Annotated in this window: 19 protein-coding genes and 2 tRNA genes; 12 read left to right on the top strand and 9 right to left on the bottom strand. The window is 56.1% G+C overall.

Translation table 11 applies throughout. From position 1 onward, the window contains the following. Nucleotides 1-4: 4 nt before the first annotated feature. A tRNA-Arg gene (locus BUA42_RS14710) sits at nucleotides 5-81 on the top strand. 2 nt (nucleotides 82-83) lie between these two features. Here BUA42_RS14710 and BUA42_RS14705 read toward each other — a convergent pair. Genes BUA42_RS14705 through BUA42_RS14670 form a run of 8 tightly spaced genes read right to left on the bottom strand, consistent with a single transcriptional unit; the run spans nucleotide 84 to nucleotide 6,897 of the window. Further along, nucleotides 84-383: a hypothetical protein gene (locus BUA42_RS14705; protein ID WP_072779033.1), complete on the bottom strand. Its 300-nt coding sequence runs from the start codon at nucleotides 381-383 to the stop codon at nucleotides 84-86. 37 nt (nucleotides 384-420) lie between these two features. Further along, nucleotides 421-1,356 carry an AEC family transporter gene (locus BUA42_RS14700; RefSeq protein WP_072779023.1) on the bottom strand — a complete coding sequence of 312 codons (936 nt, stop codon included), beginning with the start codon at nucleotides 1,354-1,356 and terminating at the stop codon, nucleotides 421-423. A gap of 51 nt (nucleotides 1,357-1,407) precedes the next feature. Continuing rightward, the gene (locus BUA42_RS14695) at nucleotides 1,408-2,208 is read right to left on the bottom strand and encodes an MBL fold metallo-hydrolase (RefSeq protein WP_072779021.1); all 801 of its coding nucleotides are present in this window, start codon (nucleotides 2,206-2,208) and stop codon (nucleotides 1,408-1,410) included. After that, nucleotides 2,208-3,011, bottom strand: a complete 804-nt coding sequence (locus tag BUA42_RS14690; RefSeq protein ID WP_072779019.1) for a TatD family hydrolase — start codon at nucleotides 3,009-3,011, stop codon at nucleotides 2,208-2,210. Before BUA42_RS14690 ends, BUA42_RS14695 begins: the two co-directional genes overlap by 1 nt. 46 nt (nucleotides 3,012-3,057) lie before the next feature. Continuing rightward, nucleotides 3,058-4,182, bottom strand: a complete 1,125-nt coding sequence (locus BUA42_RS14685; protein WP_072779017.1) for a DNA polymerase III subunit delta' — start codon at nucleotides 4,180-4,182, stop codon at nucleotides 3,058-3,060. Then, on the bottom strand, nucleotides 4,179-4,805 hold the full coding sequence (tmk, locus tag BUA42_RS14680; protein WP_072779015.1) for a dTMP kinase: 627 nt from the start codon (nucleotides 4,803-4,805) through the stop codon (nucleotides 4,179-4,181). Before tmk ends, BUA42_RS14685 begins: the two co-directional genes overlap by 4 nt. After that, complete coding sequence (locus BUA42_RS14675) at nucleotides 4,802-5,974, bottom strand: D-alanyl-D-alanine carboxypeptidase family protein (RefSeq protein ID WP_072779013.1); 1,173 nt, start codon at nucleotides 5,972-5,974, stop codon at nucleotides 4,802-4,804. The genes tmk and BUA42_RS14675 overlap by 4 nt, the downstream gene beginning before the upstream one ends. 35 nt (nucleotides 5,975-6,009) lie before the next feature. Then, nucleotides 6,010-6,897 carry an SPOR domain-containing protein gene (locus tag BUA42_RS14670; RefSeq protein WP_072779011.1) on the bottom strand — a complete coding sequence of 296 codons (888 nt, stop codon included), beginning with the start codon at nucleotides 6,895-6,897 and terminating at the stop codon, nucleotides 6,010-6,012. Nucleotides 6,898-7,080: 183 nt separating this feature from the next. Between BUA42_RS14670 and BUA42_RS14665 the strand changes: the two genes are divergently transcribed. The 10 genes from BUA42_RS14665 to BUA42_RS14610 all read left to right on the top strand — a co-directional run bounded on the left by BUA42_RS14665 (nucleotide 7,081) and on the right by BUA42_RS14610 (nucleotide 16,625). After that, a tRNA-Ser gene (locus BUA42_RS14665) sits at nucleotides 7,081-7,170 on the top strand. 149 nt (nucleotides 7,171-7,319) lie between these two features. Next, complete coding sequence (locus BUA42_RS14660) at nucleotides 7,320-8,531, top strand: tyrosine-type recombinase/integrase (protein ID WP_072779009.1); 1,212 nt, start codon at nucleotides 7,320-7,322, stop codon at nucleotides 8,529-8,531. 252 nt (nucleotides 8,532-8,783) lie between these two features. Beyond that, a complete protein-coding gene (locus tag BUA42_RS14655; protein ID WP_143152710.1) occupies nucleotides 8,784-9,491 on the top strand; it encodes a hypothetical protein in 708 nt (235 codons plus the stop codon). Between the two features lie 88 nt (nucleotides 9,492-9,579). After that, a complete protein-coding gene (locus tag BUA42_RS14650) occupies nucleotides 9,580-9,789 on the top strand; it encodes a MerR family transcriptional regulator (protein WP_072779005.1) in 210 nt (69 codons plus the stop codon). Continuing rightward, nucleotides 9,789-10,211 (top strand): helix-turn-helix domain-containing protein, encoded by a 423-nt coding sequence (locus BUA42_RS14645; protein WP_072779003.1) that lies wholly within the window; start codon nucleotides 9,789-9,791, stop codon nucleotides 10,209-10,211. The genes BUA42_RS14650 and BUA42_RS14645 overlap by 1 nt, the downstream gene beginning before the upstream one ends. Nucleotides 10,212-10,263: 52 nt before the next feature. Continuing rightward, nucleotides 10,264-11,289 carry a site-specific integrase gene (locus BUA42_RS14640; protein ID WP_072779001.1) on the top strand — a complete coding sequence of 342 codons (1,026 nt, stop codon included), beginning with the start codon at nucleotides 10,264-10,266 and terminating at the stop codon, nucleotides 11,287-11,289. A gap of 134 nt (nucleotides 11,290-11,423) precedes the next feature. Then, a complete protein-coding gene (locus tag BUA42_RS14635; RefSeq protein WP_084066245.1) occupies nucleotides 11,424-11,822 on the top strand; it encodes a relaxase/mobilization nuclease domain-containing protein in 399 nt (132 codons plus the stop codon). A gap of 108 nt (nucleotides 11,823-11,930) precedes the next feature. Beyond that, the gene (locus BUA42_RS14630) at nucleotides 11,931-12,329 is read left to right on the top strand and encodes a hypothetical protein (RefSeq protein ID WP_072778997.1); all 399 of its coding nucleotides are present in this window, start codon (nucleotides 11,931-11,933) and stop codon (nucleotides 12,327-12,329) included. 354 nt (nucleotides 12,330-12,683) lie between these two features. After that, on the top strand, nucleotides 12,684-13,256 hold the full coding sequence (locus tag BUA42_RS20970; protein ID WP_143152709.1) for an ankyrin repeat domain-containing protein: 573 nt from the start codon (nucleotides 12,684-12,686) through the stop codon (nucleotides 13,254-13,256). A gap of 27 nt (nucleotides 13,257-13,283) precedes the next feature. Beyond that, on the top strand, nucleotides 13,284-16,625 hold the full coding sequence (locus BUA42_RS14610) for a VWA domain-containing protein (protein ID WP_084066244.1): 3,342 nt from the start codon (nucleotides 13,284-13,286) through the stop codon (nucleotides 16,623-16,625). A 361-nt stretch (nucleotides 16,626-16,986) separates the two neighbouring features. On the opposite strand, the gene BUA42_RS20965 is transcribed toward BUA42_RS14610, so the two are convergent. Continuing rightward, nucleotides 16,987-17,499, bottom strand: a complete 513-nt coding sequence (locus tag BUA42_RS20965; protein WP_143152708.1) for a hypothetical protein — start codon at nucleotides 17,497-17,499, stop codon at nucleotides 16,987-16,989. A gap of 280 nt (nucleotides 17,500-17,779) precedes the next feature. On the opposite strand from BUA42_RS20965, the gene BUA42_RS14600 reads away from it, so the two are divergent. Then, nucleotides 17,780-18,325: a recombinase family protein gene (locus tag BUA42_RS14600; RefSeq protein ID WP_072778986.1), complete on the top strand. Its 546-nt coding sequence runs from the start codon at nucleotides 17,780-17,782 to the stop codon at nucleotides 18,323-18,325. Nucleotides 18,326-18,437 lie beyond the last annotated feature (112 nt).

Raw genomic sequence — 18,437 nt, 5'->3', positions numbered from 1 at the left:
TCAGGCACCCGTAGCTCAGCTGGATAGAGCGCTGCCCTCCGAAGGCAGAGGCCAGAGGTTCGAATCCTCTCGGGTGCGCCAACTTACCCGTTATCAGCCGTCACCGCGAAGCCGGTCATATAGCTTGGCTGGCTGCCGTGCTGATCGACATGGTGGAGTGCGTCCTCAGCAAGCAGGATGCCATGGACCATCAGCACTTTCATGCCGTGCGACATGGTGGGGTGGGCGACAATCTCTGCCAGATGTTCGCGCGACGTCGGTGTGACTTCGGACAAATCGAACGCGGCGACGTATTCGGTCAGCGTCCGTTCCAGCGCATCCGCCGAAGCGGTCATCGGCGTGCAGAGAAGAATGGCGATCAGGGCAGCTTTTGTCTGTGTCATGCCCCCAAAACACCGTATTTCGCGGTTTTGTTCCGTATCAGGGCAAGATGGCGAGCCAACCCCAGACGCTCAGAACAGACAATCCGGTTGCCAGAAGGATCGACGACGCCGCGACACGGCGGGCGTGGCCGTACATGTTGGCAAACACGTAGACGTTCACTCCCGGCGCCATCGCGGCGGTCAAAACGGCGCTGCGGAATGCCGTTTCTTTCAGTTCGTACACCTGCCCGAGGCTCCACGTGATTGTCGGGTGCAAGAGAAGGGTTATCGCGCAGACAAAGAGGATCACGCGCATGTCGCCTTCGGGGCGGTAGCGGTAGAGGATGCCACCAAGCGCGAAAAGCGCGGCGGGCAGGGCCGTCCGCACGATCATGTCGAGCGCTTCGGTGAATGGGCCCGGCAGGGTGACGTTCAACAGGTTGAATACCGCACCGAGTGCAATGCCGATTACCAATGCGTTGCGGAACATCGCCTTGATGACAAGAACCGGCAGATGCCGTTTGGGGCGTTGCGTGGCGCGGGCACGGACGATCTCCATCGCGGTGATGCCGATGCCATAGCAGAACGGTGAATGCAGCGCGACGATGGCATAGTTGGCGTCAAGCGCGTCTGGTCCGAAGGCCCGTTCGGTGATCGGGATACCAAGCAGCACCGAGTTGGCAAAGAGGCAACAAAAGCCAATGGCGACCGCATCTTCCCAGCCCCGCTTGAACACGTACCTCGCACCAAGCAGGCCACAGAAGAAACAGGTGAGAGACCCGGCATAGAAGCTGATGAGCAAAGGCAGCGAAAAGCTGTCGCCCAGATCAAGCGTCCAGATCGCCCGGAACAGAAGGCATGGGATTGCGACGGTCTGGGTGAAGGTCATCAGCCCGTCGATGGTGCCCGACCCAAGGAACCCGCGCCACGCCACCACATAGCCGAAGCCGATCACGATAAAGACCGGCAGGATGACGTCGATCAGCGCCTGCATCGGGCCGCTTCGGACAAGGGGATGCGCAACGCGGTGGCCATCCCGGGCGTCTTACACCGGCTGCGTGATCACCATGCCGTCAAAGGCGGGGGTGATGTGGTCGGGGGTCTCGGCCTCGACCTCGGCGTAGTCGAGGTCAACATGCATGTTCGTCAGGATGCCGCGGCGCGGTTTGGCGCGGTCCATCCATTCCAGTGCCCGCTCGAGGTGCGCGTGGGTCGGGTGGGGAGTGCGCCGCAGCGCGTCAAGAATCCAGACATCGAGGTTTTGCAGATGCTGTGACCACACCTCTTCCGGGATCTCTGCCACGTCGGGCAGGTAGGCCAAATCCCCGATGCGGAAGCCAAGGGCGTCGATACTGCCGTGGTTCACCCGGAACGGGGTCAGTGTGACGTCGCCTCCTTCGCCGTGGATTGTCACCGGACCGCTGATGGTGTTCATTTCAAGGATCGGTGGGTAGGGGCTGTCCGACGGTTGCACGAAGGCATAACCAAAGCGCGAATAGAGATCATTCTGCGTGTCGCCGTCGGCCCAGACCTGAAGGCGCTGTTTCATGTTGAACACGATCATCCGCAGGTCATCCAGCCCGTGAACATGGTCGGCGTGGCTATGGGTGTAGACCACGGCGTTGAGCGTCCCGACACCCGCGCTCAGAAGTTGGGCGCGCATGTCGGGGCTGGTGTCGATGAGCACACGGGTCGTGCCGCCATCGGTCATTCGCTCAACCAGCAGCGAACAGCGGCGGCGGATATTCTTCGGATTGCTCGGATCACAGGCGCCCCAGATATTGCCGAGCCTCGGAACTCCGCCGGAGGACCCGCATCCTAGGATGGTGAAACGCATCTCTCCCATCAGGCAGCCGCCTCGTATTGCGCGGCCTTGCTGAAAAGCCGGTCAAAATTCGCCTCGGTCTGCGCAGCGAAATCGGCGTAATCCATACCAAATACGTCTGCTCCGACCTTCGCCGTATGTGCGGTGTAGGCCGGTTCGTTCCGCTTGCCGCGATGGGGCGGTGGGGCAAGATAGGGGCTGTCGGTTTCCACAAGGATGCGGTCGACGGGCGCGGCCGCGAAAATATCCCGGAGTTCCTGACTTTTCGGGAAGGCGGCGATGCCCGACATCGACAGGTAGAAGCCCAGGTCAAGGGCTGCCTTGGCGAGTTCACTAGATGATGAAAAGCAATGCATCACGCAGGTATAGGGTGCGTTCTTAAAGCCTTGCGTCAAGATTTTCGCCATGTCCTCATCCGCTGCCCGGGCGTGAATGATAAGTGGAAGACCGGTCGCCTGTGCGGCCTCGATATGCACCCGCAGAGATTGCTTCTGCACCTCCGCGGTTTCACCGGTGTAATGGTAATCCAAACCGCTTTCGCCAATACCCACGAATTTCGGATGCCTGGACAAAGCGACCAGCTGATCGACGGTCGCCATCGGCTCGTCGGCCGCGCTCATGGGGTGGGTGCCAGCGGCGTAGAAGACCGGATCATGCGCCTCGGCAATGGCCCGCACCTGCGGTTCGAGCCGCAGCTTCGTGCAGATCGTCACCATGCGGCGCACGCCAGCGTCCAGCGCGCGCTGCACGACGTCCGATCGCTCCTTGTCGAAATCCGGAAAGTCGAGGTGGCAATGGCTGTCGGTGATCTGGGGCGTCAACATGGCGGTGGTATCAGGGATGCGCGGCGGGCCGTCAAGGTGCCTGATCCTACCTGGGGCACCCGTCGCGCAAGGCAAGAAAACTGGCCAGGAGAAGCGACCCGGTTTCCACGTTCACGGCGCGCCCGTGCCGCAACCGGTCGCCTTCCTGTTGCGCCAGATGCGCCCACACCCGTGCAGCCTCCGGCGTTGGGCAAAGACGCTGGAACGTCTCGGCCTCCCGCGGTGCCGCCGCTGGCTCTGGCGGTTGACCGGTCGCGCCGGTGCGGGCCAGCCGTGACAATGCGCGATCCAGAAGCGTCAGCATCAGGTCAAGGCGGTCTTCCTTGCCGCGTCCGGCGGCGCTTTCAGCGAGCGCAATGGCGTGCGGACGGCTGAGGTCGGGCAGGGACGACAGAAGCTGCACAATATCGGCATAGAGCTTGAGGCCGTCGAGTTGGACCAGCCGCACGGCCTCTCCGACCGATCCGCCGGACAGCGCCGCCATGGCATCCGTTTGAGACCCTGGCTTATCATCTGCAATCCCCGAAAGAGCCTGCGCCATGTCCGACGGGCTAAGCGGTCCGAGGCGCAGTTCCCGACAGCGGGACCGGATCGTCGGCAGAAGCCGCGATGGTTGGTGGCTGACCAAGAGTAACGTCGTCCGCGCAGGCGGTTCTTCCAGCAGTTTCAGGATCGCGTTGGCGGCGTTCACGTTCATGTCGTCGGTGGCGTCAATGATCACCACGCGGCGTCCGCCATCCGTTGCGGATAGCGCGAAAAACCCTTTGAGTTTGCGGACTTCGTCCACCGTAATCTGCGCCTTGAGCCGTTTGGCTTTCTCGTCAAAGGGACGGCGAAGCACGAACAACCCCGGTTCGGACCCCGCCATCATGCGGCGGGCAACGGGATGATCGTCCGGCACCGACAAGTCCGTGGGCGCGGGCGGCGCACCGAACAAGCCATCATCGTCGGCCGGAGGTGTGGCGAGCAGAAATCGCGCGATCCGCCATGCAAGCGTCGCTTTGCCAACCCCGCGCGGGCCGGTGACCAGCCAGCCATGATGCAACCGATCAGAGGCGAAGGCGCGCAGAAACTCTGCTTGCGCCTCATCCTGCCCGTAAAGCGTCTGCGTTTCGCGGGGGTGCGGTGCGCCGTCGATGCGATCTGGTTCGGGGTGGGGCGTGTCGCTCATGTCAGATGCGGGCTTACCGCAGCCCAGACATCCTCTGCAACACTCTCGGGTGCGCGCGCCCCGTCGATCACTCGGAACCGGTGTTCGAATTCTTCGGCCAGCGCCAGAAAGCCGTCGCGCATCTGTGCTTGCAGGCCGTGCCCGAAATCCTCGAACCGCTCTTCGACCGTGTTCCGCGATTTTGCGCGGCTCAATCCGGTGGAAGGGTCCATGTCGATCAGGATCGTTAGATCCGGTTCGATGCCGATCATCAACTCGTGCAGGGCGTCCACCTTTGACCGCAGATTGCCCCGGGACAGGCCCTGATACATGCGGGTGCTGTCGGCAAAGCGGTCACAGATGACGATCTTCCCTGCCTCAAGCGCCGGTCGGATGGTGCGTTCCAGATGGTCCCGCCGCGCGGCCGTAAAGAGCAGAAGCTCGGTTTCCGCCGACCAGCGATCCGGGTCCCCTTGAAGCACCAGCGCGCGGATTTCCTCGGCCCCCGGGCTGCCGCCGGGTTCGCGGGTCAACACCACGTCGCGACCCAAGGCCGTCAGACGATCTGCCAGAAGGCGTGCCTGTGTCGATTTCCCCGATCCGTCAATGCCTTCAAAGCTGACGAACAGCCCGTCTTGGCTCACATCGTATCCCCGGCCTGGGTCTGCATGCGCCCAAGCAAGACCTGCGAGACATTCAGAATCCGATCCACGAACCCGCTCGCAGGCACCTCGGTCGCCGCGAAAAGCGGGATGCGGTGTTCGGGCAGTCCTTCGGGGCTGATGATAAGCTCGGCCAATTGCCGACCGGCCGCGATCGGCGCTTCAATGGGGCCGGTATAGACCACCTCCGCAGAAATCCCGGTGCCGGGAGTGTTCGGCAATAGAAGCGTCACGTCTTCGTTTGCGACAAGACCCACCGTATCAGAAGCGCCCATCCAGACATCGGCCTGAGCAATCACCGCACCAGCCTTGGTGACGGTCTTTTCGGCGAACTGACGGAAGGACCAGTTGACGATGGCTTCGGATTCCTGCGCGCGCGCCTGTGCGGTATCGAGGCCGGTGATCGTGAAGATCACCCTGCGATCCCCCTGTTTGGCAGAACCCACCAAGCCGTAACCCGCTTCCTGCGTATGCCCGGTTTTCAGACCGTCCGCCCCAATGCCAAGCGCCAGAAGCGGGTTCCGGTTGAAGCGGTTCGATGACTCGGCTTCGTCAAACAGAAACTCCGTTTCGGCGAACATCGGATAAAACTCGGGAAAATCTTCGATGATCCGCTGCGCCAGAAGCGTCAGGTCACGCATCGACATGACATGCCCGTCGGCCGGCCATCCGCTGGAATTCTTGAAGGTGGAGTTGGTCATCCCGATCTGCTGCGCGCGTTGCGTCATCATACGGGCAAACCCGGCCTCGCTCCCGTCCGGGGACAGGGCTTCGGCGATGACGACACAGGCATCGTTGCCCGACAGAACAATGATCCCTCGGATCAGGTCTTCGACCGACACCCGCTCGCCGGTGCGCAAAAAGAGCGTCGAGCCGCCAAAGGAGTTCGCGTGCGCCGACACGGGCAGTTCTTCGTCCAGGGACAGACGGCCATCGCGCACCGCTTCGAACGCGATATAGAGCGTCATGAGCTTCGACATGGACGCGGGCGGAAGCGGCGTGTCCGCATTTTTGGACAGCAGGACCGTTCCGGTTTTTTCGTCCAGCACAAAGGCGGCCGACGCCGAGGTATCAAAAGCCGCCAACGGCGCGGTGGACATCAACAACCCCGCAAGACCAGCGGTCAAAAGAACACGGGCGCGTCGGATCATGGCAGCTCTCCTGTCGTACCTGGAATGTCGCCGGATCAGTTCGTCACGGCATAGGCGTCAGTGAACCCTTGGTCCTTGATCTTGGCAAGCAAGGTCCGCCGCTCTGCGCTGCTTTGTGCCGGTCCGACGATCACGCGCCAGAAAGTCTTACCGCTGGAAGATTGCTCGAGCACGGTCGGCACCATGCCGGCCTGCCGCATGGCGGTCGCGGTATTGTTGGCATTCTCTTCAACGCTGAAGATCCCGATCTGGATATAGGGTTTCTCTAGTGGCGATGTCGTCGGGCGCGGAGCCGGGGCGGCGGGTGCCTCGCTCGGTGTCGCCTCAAGCGCGGCTGCGGCTGTCTCGGCAATCGGATCAAGCGTGGTTTCGGCCACGTCCGCGGGCGCATCCAGCGTGCCTTCGCCGACAGGCGCATCCTGCGCAGGAGCCGAGACCGCATCGTCCGGCACCTCTTCACGACGCAGCGCAACCACGTTCAGGTTCGTTGGCGCACCGGCCAGCACACCAAGCGCGGCGGCGGCATCCGACGAGATTTGCAGGCGAGGACCCGGCGTCTCGCGTTCCTTGCGGAACAGCGCCCCGATCACGAAATTGCCGTTCGCCTCATTGCGAATGATCACGCGTTCAGGCTCGGACACGTCCGGGTGCGCCGCCCAGACGCCACCGAGGGACGGTCGTCCATCCCAGAGGCCGGGCTCATTCACCTGAAACACCTCGGGCGCTTCGACATCGCGCTCGACCAGACGGGTGGACCGTTGTGACGTGACGGTGCCATCCTCGGTTGTTGTCGTGCCGCCGCCCTGCAGGAAAGCGGGCATGTTCGCGCCCTCACATCCCGCAAGCGACACGACAACCGCGCCGCACAGCAGTACCTTGCGAGGCCTGCGCCACACAGCGGGGGTCGTCTTCGTGATGTCCATTGCCTGCTCGCCTTCTGCTATGCCGCCCGACCGCGTCGTTAAATGGCTTGCGCCCGACGCCTATCTTGTTTCCGCGCAGCTTACAGTCTTGTCGCCCGCAAGAAAAGTCTGACGTGCAACAGCCCAGATTTTCCTCAACCCATCTTTCAGAATCGCGATTTGGTCGCTAAGTCGCTTGCCACCGGAGGTTTGGCAGAGTGGTCGAATGCGGCGGTCTTGAAAACCGTTGGGCGTGAGAGCGTCCCCAGGGTTCGAATCCCTGAGCCTCCGCCACCCTACCTCACTTCACCATTTCCTCCGACTGTCAGCGATGCGTTTTGGTCCATGAAATATGGGTAGAGTGACCCAAGTATTGCGCTTGGCTTCTTTTCGATTAAATTCACTTCATCCCATTGCGTGGTATGAAGTGAGGTATAATCCTGATGTTGCATCTCTCTGGAAAGCTAACCAAGGCACTCGTCAAGTCTATGGGGCCAGGGCGGCACGCGGATGGAAATGGCCTCTATCTTGTCGTTGACCCCTCAGGCGCGCGACGCTGGATTGTGCGGGTAACGGTGAAGGGGCAGAAGAATCGTGCGGGCAAGCCTCTGCGGACCGACTTCGGGCTTGGTGGGGCCGATCTGGTGTCGTTGCACGAGGCACGGGCACGGGCCCTGGAATATCGGCGTCTGGCGCGCGCCGGTCTGCATCCGAAGTTTCACGGCGTGAAGGAAATCCCTAACTTCGAGGAGATCGCGCGACAATTGCATGCCGAACGGCTGCCGACTTGGAAGAACGCCAAGCACGCCGCGCAGTTCATCACAACGCTGGAGACATATGCGTTCCACAAAATCGGTCGCTTGCCGGTCGATAACATCGGGCAACCTGAGGTGCTGGCGGTACTGTCGCCGATCTGGATCGAGAAGCACGAGACCGCGCGGCGCGTGGCTCAGCGCATCAAGACCGTGCTGGATGTGGCGCGCTCCAAGGGCTTCCGTGATGGTGAGAACCCGGTGACGGCGATCCGCGACGGTGGCGTGCTGCCAAAGGTGAAGGCTAAGCCGAAACATCACAAGGCGATGGACTGGCGCAATGTGCCTGCCTTCTATGCCGATTTGGCGACACGCAACGCGATGGCCGCGCAAGCGCTGATGTTCACCTGTTTGACCGGATCGCGCACGGGCGAGGTGCTGGGCATGACCTGGTCGGAGATTGACACCGACAACGCCCTATGGACCTGCCCGGCGGAACGGATGAAGACCGGAGCGGATCATCGAGTACCATTAACCGCCGAAATGCTGGCGATCATCGAGCCTCTGCGGGCCATGCAATCCGACTACGTCTTCGAGGGGCAAAAGCGGCACCGGCCACTGTCTAACATGGCTATGCTGATGCTCCTGCGCCGGATGAAAGTCGAGGGCATCACCGTGCACGGCTTCCGCTCGACCTTTCGAGACTGGGCGTCCGAGGCTGTAGGCGCACCGCGCGAGATCGCCGAGATGAGCCTTTCGCACCGAATCGGCTCCGCAGTCGAACAGGCTTATGCACGGTCCGACCTGCTCGAAAAGCGCAGAAGTTTGATGAAACGGTGGTCTCAGTTTGTGACGGGTGCGGAAGGCACGGTCGTTTCGCTGGGGAAGATTGCAAAAAGTTAATGCAGAAAGGTCCGCAGGCGCGGGGCATTTTTAACCGTGCTTTCATCCTAAGCAATCGAACATAAACGATACCTAATGCAGGAAGGTCGGTGTATGCTGACCTTTATGCAGGAGAGTCAGACGAATAAGACCGCCGACGCGCTGTCGTCCAACAAGATGGCGCGGCTTCACGACATCGTGGATCGGATGCTGGAACCGCATGGCAAAAGCAGTGACCGACACCGCGCGGGGCTTGCCGCGAGCGGTAGGCTCTTGCCGCCATTCGATATCAACCGGCCGAACGAACATGAGACCAAGGCGGATTTCAACGCAGAACTGGCAGTTGTTACAAAATCCCTTGAGCAGGTCACCAGCCTGATCGACACGATGCTGGTCAACGCAAAACAGGACGACGGCGTCGCGCCGGAAATCCAGAGACTGTCCGGAATTCTCAACCGCAAACTGCGAGAAAACGCGGCTGGGCTCGAAGTGTCCAGCGCCTCTGATCTGGTACGGCAGAACCTAGCCGAGGCTGGAGGCTACACCACATTTCTCATGGTACTTTTGGACATGCAGCTTGCCCTGCAAGATCGGGCAAGGGAACTCGAAGACCAGAAAAGCAAATTCTGGAACCTCTCATATCGTGCCCCGGACTACTTTGCGCGTTTTCTCGCACTGAACCTTGCAAGGCTCTATTGTCAGCAGGTTGGAGCGATCCCGACCTATGGAACGTCCGGAGAAACCGGAGAGCCATCGACTGATTTTTGCCGCGCCCTGAAAGAAGTTTATGCAGTCCTAGACCATGAAGTGAACGAACGTGAACACGCCCGGTGGGCGGTTTCACAGTTGACCGAGCGCGACGTCGAGACGCGACAGGAAGGGCTTCTTGGGTCATTAGTTGGGATGACTCTCAGGGAAACGGAAGAAGAAACTCTCGCCGCTCTGACGCGCAGCGCAGGTAGGAAAAGCTTGGACGGCTAAGCCCTTTTCTCACGCTGCTTCGCGCATTTTTACCAATGCTAACCGAAACGCTCCAATGGATGCACATAGCAACCAAGGAGCCTCAATCATGGCGAACCTTTTCGAGCAGAACCGCACCTACGTCCTCGGCGACCCCGAGTTGGAGATCATCGGCGACCGGAACAAACTGGCGCAATATCGCCACAAGGGGATGGGCCCAGCCTACTACAAGCTGGGCCGCAAGATCATTTACCATGGCGCGGACCTCAACGCATGGGCTGAGGCAAATCGTGTCGATCCGGACGGGGATCATAGTTGATGGCCCGTATTTCCGCACGTCGCGTCAAAACCCATCGCAGCTACACGTTCTTTCAACTCGCCGATTTGCTTGGCGTGACAGTAGGGACCGTTCGTCGGTGGTGTAAGGCTGGCTTGCCACACGTTAGCGACGCGCGTCCCTACCTCATTCAAGGCAGCGACTTCCACGCGTTTCATAAAGCCAAGCTATCAAAGAAGAAAACACCGCTGAAAACTTTCGAGGTTTATTGTTTGGGTTGCCACGCCGCGCGAACGCCTGAGCCCGGATTGGTCGAAGCTGAACCAATCGACGCCGAGCGCGACTGCATCATGGCGATCTGTCCAACCTGCGCTGGACTGACGCGCCTGATTATTTCACGGCGCGATCTTCGCAAATGGGCGGGCAAATACGGCTTCGCATACAACACGCGGGAACACGCCTAAACGAACCTTTTTGGTTCAACTGAAATGATAACTTAGAAGGGGGGCGCTGAACATGCCCAAGACAACCGCATCCAACGTGCGTATGAAGCACAAATATTTGGAGCATCTAAAACACGCCAAGGGGCGTGATGAAAAAACGCTCGATAAGGTGGCTTCCGCTCTGACCGAATTCGAGAAAGCGGTTGGAGGAAAGGACTTCAAACAATTCCATCGTGGTTGGGGGGAGCGTCTGAAGGTGCATCTTTCCAAGGCGCGTAACAAGCGGACGAAGAAGCCACTCAGCCCCTCGACGGTAGATGCCACTCTGGCGTATGTGAAGGGTTTCATTCTCTGGCTGGCGGATCAGCCCGGTTTCAAGTCGCGGGCCAGGTATTCAGACGCTGAATACTTTAACAACTCGCTCAAGGGCAGGCGGGTTGCACATGCCCAGCGCTCAATTCCTTATCCGTCTATGGAACAGGCGCTTCACGCATTTCAAGCAATGCCGGAAGGCGACAAATTCGAGCGACGGGACAAGGCGCTGTTCGCGTTTTTCATGCTGACCGGTGCGCGCGATGGAGCGGTGGCAACACTGCTTTTGAAGCATGTAAACCTATTTGACGGTCACGTTTTTCAAGACCCGCGCGACGTGGCGACGAAGAACGCCAAATTAATTGACACATGGTTCTTTCCCGTGGACCCGCTCTACCGCGAATGCTTTGAGCGGTGGGTTACGTATCTGCGTGAAGTTGAATTGTTTGGCGACACGGACGCAGTTTTTCCGAAGGCAGAGATGGGCATGGTAAACATGCGGTTTCAGAAGGTCGGATTGTCGCGTGAAGGCTACACATCCGGTGCACCCTTGAATGCGATCATCAAGACCGCATTCCGGCGCGTGCAAATGACACCGTTCACACCACACGAGTTCCGCAAGACGCTTGCGCGCTATGGGGACGAAACTTGTAGCAGGATGGAACAACTCAAGGCGTGGTCCCTCAATCTTGGCCATGAGCATCTAGCGACGACTGTGAATAGCTACATTCCCGTGTCGAAAGAGCGGCAAGGCGAGTTGATCAAAGGGTTGCGGCAATCATCCTAGCCATTCTCCTCCCTTTCGTCACTTTTGGGGCGCTCCCTATTATCAGAAAGCAGACATGCTAATCGCAAACGCCGCCCTTGCTTTGATCGCGCCTAAAGACCATCAAGAACGCCGTTTCAAGGGGCGTGCTAGCCATGCATGAAGCAAGGCTTATGCACGTCGCTCATGCGATTTCGAAGGCAACGCGATGCGAACAGAATTTGTTTTCAGTGTCATTGAACCCGCCTGAGCATGTTGTTGTGTCAGATGATGTTTTTCGAGAGGCGGCAACCCGTGTTGCCGTGAAACTGGGCCTCAACAATCAACCTTGCGCGATTGTCGTGCATGAAAAAAAAGGTCGTCACCATTCGCATGTCGTTTTCTCAAGGATCGATGGTGATGAGATGAAGGCGATCAATCTCTCGCATTACAAATTGAAGATGCGGGAGATTGCCCGTGACCTTCATCTCGACCATGGCTGGGAGTTGCCAAACGGTTTGAAGAGCTACGGCCAGGGCAATCCACTCAACTTTACCCTCGATCAATGGCAATAAGCCCAACGGCAAGGGATTGATCCACGAGAGATCAAACAACTCTTTCACGAAGCTTGGGAGAGGTCGGATACCACCACTGCCTTCAAACATGCACTGGAAGTTCGGGGCATGTTCCTCGCCAGAGGTGACCGCCGTCGTTTTGTCGCCTTGGACATTCAAGGCAATGTATATGCGGTCAGTCGCTGGTCCGGCATCAAAACGAACGAGGTCAAAGCCAAACTCGGTGATCCGAAAGACCTACCGTCAGTGTCTGAGACACAGGCGCATCTGCGCTCCAAAATGACATCGCAGGTGAAAAGTTACATCGATCAGATCAAATCTCGTCATGATGATGAGATACTCCCTTACCATGAAGAGAGACGCGACTTGGTTTTGGCGCAACGAGAAGAGCGGACTATGCTCAAACGCAAACAGGAAGAGCGATGGATCGAAGAGACAAGGGTTCGATCAGAGCGATTGAACACAGGTCTTCGTGGGCTGTTTGATCGGATTACGGGGACAGCTTAGACCACACGGCTTCAAAACGAAAAGGAAGCCGTGGCCTGCGCCAAGCGCGACCAAGACCAACGGGATCAACTAATCCTGGCGCAGATGACAGAACGCAAAGAGCTACAACATCGCGTCAAAAGCGTGAAATCCAAACACCGCCAGGAACGCAAAATCTTGGTCCGCAATATCGCGTCCTACATGGCTCGACCACGTGTTGATCAGGTGCAAGAGCAGTACCGTGTCAGATCGCGGGATCGGAATCGATCACTTTCAAAGGTAATTGACAAGTGAGCCCGAAATAGTGTCCATCAGGATTCATTGCACTTCCAAGGCGCTTGTATTCGCGACTATTACTTGGCGAACTGAAACTATATGCCGTACGGCTTTTTGCGGCTAAGCACATCAAGCTCATATTTTGCTCGTGACAAGTCTAACGATACATGCTTTGATAATAAAGGTTACAACGAGTTGGATGTCTATACGTGCACGGCGCAACAGAACATGCTAAAGTACATTTTTGGAGCAGCTTTTCTACTTTCTTCATGCGGTGGTGACGGTTTGTCGTTGGCGGAGGCTTTTGCGACCATGTCACCCAGTGAGCTATCACGCTTTATTGCAAGTAAAGAGAGCGTCGATATTGCAAATTATAGGTTCGGTCGTAATCAGAATGTGGTGCACGCAGCAATTAATAATAAAAATAGTGCGAACGCAATATCTCTAGCTTTTGAAAATGGCAGTGATCTGGACCATTTGGATAATGACCGAAGGACACCGCTGCATCATGCAATAGATGCTAATCTCTTGGAAGCAACGCAAACTCTATTAGCGCTCGGTGCGAGTACCAGCATTGAAAACGAAGCAGGCTTTTCGCCGACCGATTTTTGCGAATTGGTGTTAAGAAGCGATCCAATGCATGCCGCTTGTAGGACTGTCCTTTCCCCGTAAATTCACTTTTAGCTAAGGCGCTCTTGAATGACAATTTTCAACTTCAATGGTCTGACCCCCGAAAGAGTGGTTGAACTCGTATCGCTCTCTAATGCTTCCTATTTTGGAGAGTTGCCGCCCACAGGGTGGACAGCACTATCCGGTGACGAAATTGGTTTTGAAGAAGGTTTTCTTTCAGGTTCTTTTGATGGAACAACGTTCGTTGGAAGCGCTGGGTTTTTGGGAGCTCCTGCTGCGCAAGTCTTTCAGAATGGTACCGAACTTACAGTTTCGTTTCGAGGGACTGATACAAGTAGCTTATCAGCGCTGCTCGCGGATTTTACAACATACTTAGACATAATCGGGAATAACAACTATATAAATGCGTTTGACAGTCTTCTCGAGGCTGTTGCTGACTACGCAGTAGAGTCTTCTAACAACATTTTGTCGATAAATGTTGTTGGCCATAGTCTTGGAGCAGCTGCTGCAAATATTCTTCGAAGCGTGTCATCTACAGAATTCGATGGCGTATTCGATAACGCAAACTTTTTGACAGTCGCCTCCCCTAAGATATCGTCCAGTCCTAGCATTCTGAATGTTGGGTTTGAGAACGATTGGGTTTTCAAAGCAATCCCACGCTCGACGCCATTTGTGAATTCAGATTTTTTTTCGACTACTGACAATATCGTTCTTTTCGATGATGATTATTCAGACGAAAATTGGCCAGGGCTTGTATTTGGGCCAAGCGATGTTTCTTCACATGATTCAAGCGGCTACATCGAAGCAGTTCAGAGAATTTTGAGCTCTTCATTCTACAGTGAAATGACTAGGGATAGCGTGATTGTTGTTGTCTCAACGGATAATCAAGTTTCCGATAAAGACGTGACGACATCTGATCACTTTGGTTCAAGCGCATTTTTTATCGGTCGCGATCAGGCGGATGACATTCTGGGCGGTCAAAATGTTGACTATATCGAGGGGTTTGCTGGCGACGATTCACTAAATGGTGGTGGAGGTGATGATACGCTATCGGGTGGCTCGGGAGTTGATCTGTTCTTAGGTACTCCAGGCGAACTGGATGGTGACACCATTACCGACTTGGAGATTGGCGACCGTATTGGGATATCTGGCGAGACCGTAACCCAAAGTGATGTTGCTCTTCTTTCCAATCGGATCAGCATCAACGCTGATAGTGGCTTTTCCGGGTTATTTGGCTCCGAGATTTCAATCAATTTAACAACCCAGCCTGTTGGTGCATCGCTACGAGTTCTTAATGAAACGCTCCCAGATGGCGGATCGATTTTGGAGGTTGTCGGTTCAAGTCGCGATATTGCGTTGTTGATCGACATAAGCTTAAGTATGGACGATGATATTGCGAGCGTTAAGGCGCAAGCGGAAGATATCATTGCCGCTGCGTTTGAAAACGGGGCAGATGCTCGGATCAGCATTATTACCTTCAACACCGTAGGTGAAATCTTCACTGTTCTTGAGTTCACGAGCCAAGAGAATATCGAAGACCGGATTTCTGCAGCCTTGACTGGTGTCGCGAGCGTAGAGGTTTCTGATGGGGGTTTGGAGCCAGCTTATGGCGCAATTCTGAGTTCGCTCAACGGCGATGCAGGTGCCTTCCGAACGGATGCAGGTGTGAGTCGGCAAATCATCGTATTCACGGATGAACCACCGTTCGACACAGAGCTTCGGGATGAAGCCATTGCGAAAGCGCAGAATCTGAACGCCAATGTCGATGATCCACTCGGGCCTGTACCATTCGCGTCTCAACTCGCGCTTACGAGTTCAGCGTCAAGTCAGGCCGCGTCTCTGGTGGCCTCAAGTGTGGCACTGGACCAGTTGCCGACGCAAATTTTTACAGTTTTGATTGGTGATGATAGCCAGGCAGAAGCCGCATACGAAGAACTAGCGTCAGCCACAGGTGGAGCCGTCGTTTCGGCGGCGAACGCTGATGATGTCGTCGATGCGATTTTGGAAGTTGTTAATCTGCCAAACTACACAATTAACACCAATGCGCTTGTGGTAGATGAAGGTGACATTGGCACCCAAACGGTTCAGATCTCGATCTCACGGGATGTTTCTGACAACGCAGCGGTCGTTGATATTTCTCAAAGTGGAACTGCGGATAACAATGACGTGTCGGGCATCCCATCCACTGTTTCGTTTGGTGTTGGCATTGAGACGGTCACTTTTGACGTAGACATCATCGGTGATGCGCAAGTCGAACCAGATGAGACGCTCGTTTTAAGCATCGGAGCTGTGAGTGAAGCAGCGACCTTCAGTGGGGCATCTATCGGGATCACCATCACCAATGACGACGCATTTATTGCATCTGGGCCAGTGTTACTGGATGCTGGTAATTCGAACGTGAATATTGATGGTCAAGTCTTTGAGTTCGTGGATTTTGGGGGGATTGATACCTATACCATCCTGCCGAACCTGCTTGGTGATGTTGTTATCACAGATAACAATCTCAGCGGGATTAACCTGCCTGCAGGCCTCGTTATCGAAGATGCACGTTTCCTAAGCGATGGCCTTCAACTTCAAGTCAATGGCAACACCATTACCTTCCTGGGGAACCCTGACGACTTTGCCTATGTGTTTGGCGGCACGCCACTTGATGCCAGCGTTGGCAGCGTTCTGAGATACGACCAGGTTGCATCAGCGTTTGGAACATCCTTGCCAGCACCAGGACAGCCAGCAACATCCGCCCTGTTCACTGGTACGGTTCGGATTGATGGTACAATTGAGGGAAGCGGCAGCGGTGGACCAACGACCATAAGCAGTGTGGCTTATTTCCTCTTGGATCAAGCGGCGGAGCTCGCGGGCGACCCCAACCGGCTAAATAACATCGATATTGATGGTCTTGTGTTTGGCGTTACGGATGAATCTGGAACTACAACGCAGGTGGTTTTGGAGTCTGATGCTGCCAACGTGGCCGGGACACATCAGGGCTTCGTCAATTCCTTGCAGGGGCCATTGCAGGCGCTGATTAGCGACGGGACACTGCCAATTGGCACAACGTTGCGCCTTGACCCAACCTTGGTCGATACAACCTTCCTGGCGGATGGCTCGCAGTCTGATCCCATACCGGCGATGGTCCTCACAGTGAATGACGGATCCACTCTATCCGGTTTCGGCTTTAGCCGGATTGACGATCCAATTGGCATCTTTGATGTTTACGGCCGCCTTAGTGACTTCACAGAAACATTCGCGCAGATGGCTTCTGTCGATGAACTAGCTCTAAATGATCTGCCCATGTTGAATATGATTGCTGATAGCGGTGATATTGGCTCGGAGCATGAACTGTCTCCGTTTGATTATGCCACTCCAATTGAAGTTGTTGGTACGTCAATTGAGACAGTTGAGGGCTACGCTTAGTAAGAGCATTTTACAGCAGAACCATAACAGCGCACGTCATTGAACGTGTGCTGTTATGCCTGATCAAACAACTCCACTCATCAGTTTTCTCAACTGTGTCAACGGCGGTGTAAAAACCTGCCACTATGGCCGAGCAAAAGTCGGCAAATGGCTCGTTCCCCCAATTTGCCGCGCAGGGCATGAACAGCCGCTACAGAGCAGCGTCTGGTGAGCTCAATCCCCATCGGTTTTCCATGTGTCGTCACCTTGGTATTTTTGCACGCAACTTCTGCACGCAGTAAGTAGCTGATATCAAAGAGCCTGCCGACGCGTGCAAAATTTGTGATTTTTGCACGAGGCCGATCTGTCGGTTACATTTCGCTCAGATTTGCCATTCAAAGAATTTTGGCTGTCCGACAGGTGCATGAGGGTATTTCGCCACGGTATGCATCAAGTCTTTCAATGATTCGATTTCGCTCTTGGGGCCCGTGGCGAGCACAAGATACCGATCAGTCTCGTATTTCTTTTCCGCTACAGTGGCAGCGACCGCATAGGGTGTGTTGAATCCAACCGGATCGAACGTTTCAGTTGTGGCGGCATCTATGGCATATGCAGCTTGATGGCTGCATAGCCCATTCCAAACATACCAGGCGTTGTCATTTACAGACCCTTCAACATAACGGAACATCGCGTCGCCGTCGACTTTATTGCCATCTAAGTGCTGCACTAGAACGGAGCGTCTTCTATTGTTCTGCATGTAAGTCTTTGATGCCATGACGGACCAACCCCCGTTATCGCCGAACGAATAGACTTTTGGTCCAATCACAAGAGCCGAATGGCCTGGGCCAAAAATTCCAGGATTGTAGACTGGTGTTAAGAGCGCTGTCTTAGGCATCGGCCTCTCCAAAATAACGTTTTCGATCAAAGACGTGTAAGTATAATGTTTTTATCTTGCTGCAATTTTGAGTATCGATCAACCCCTTGGGTGGCAACGCCATTCGCAAAGAGGTGACCTGCAATCAAGAATGTGTCTGCATGAGGTGGTGGCACGCTTTCGACGGGTTTTGGCTACTACAAAACTATTAAGTTCAACAACTCAAGACTTATGCACACCTTTCTCGATCCAATCATATCAATATCTTGGAGCGTGCAGAAATCGCGTTCATAATACCTATATGAATTCGATCGGCTACGCGCGCATTTCCACCTCCGGCCAGACCCTCGATGCTCAGCTAGAACAGCTTGGCACGGCAGGGTGCGATCCCGTGTTCAAAGAGACGATGAGCGGGGCGCGGAGTGATCGACCCGGGTTGAGGAAAGCCTTGGCCACCCTCTCCGAAGGGGATGTGCTGGTTATCACGCGCCTCGATCGGTTGGCCAGATCAACGCGTGATCTTCTGGATATCGTCCACGAGATCGAAACCAAGGGCGCGAAGTTGAAGGCGCTGACGGATTCATGGGCAGACACCACCACGCCCACCGGTAAACTCATTCTCACTGTCCTGGGCGGTCTTGCAGAATTCGAGCGATCCTTGATTGCCGAACGCACCGCCGAGGGCCGCGAACGTGCCAGACGGGCAGGGCGCAGGCTAGGCAGACCCCCGAAACTCTCACAGTTTCAGCGCAACGTGGTTCTCAAGATGCGTCTTGATGGACAGGACAATGCCGAGATTGCCCGCGTTCTTGGGGTGTCCCGCTCCACGGTTTCCCGCATCAAGTAACGTCAGCGTCACTGATCCCCTGATTTTTGAATAGCTTCTTCGTGTCCGCTTTGCGGGGCACGCTTCTCCTGTTCTCGCCAAGAGTTTTGAGCGCGCCAGTCCCGGCCTTCTT

Origin of the sequence: Marivita hallyeonensis, assembly GCF_900129875.1 — a bacterium.
Lineage (GTDB): Bacteria > Pseudomonadota > Alphaproteobacteria > Rhodobacterales > Rhodobacteraceae > Marivita > Marivita hallyeonensis.
This window is presented reverse-complemented; position numbering and strand designations above follow the sequence as displayed.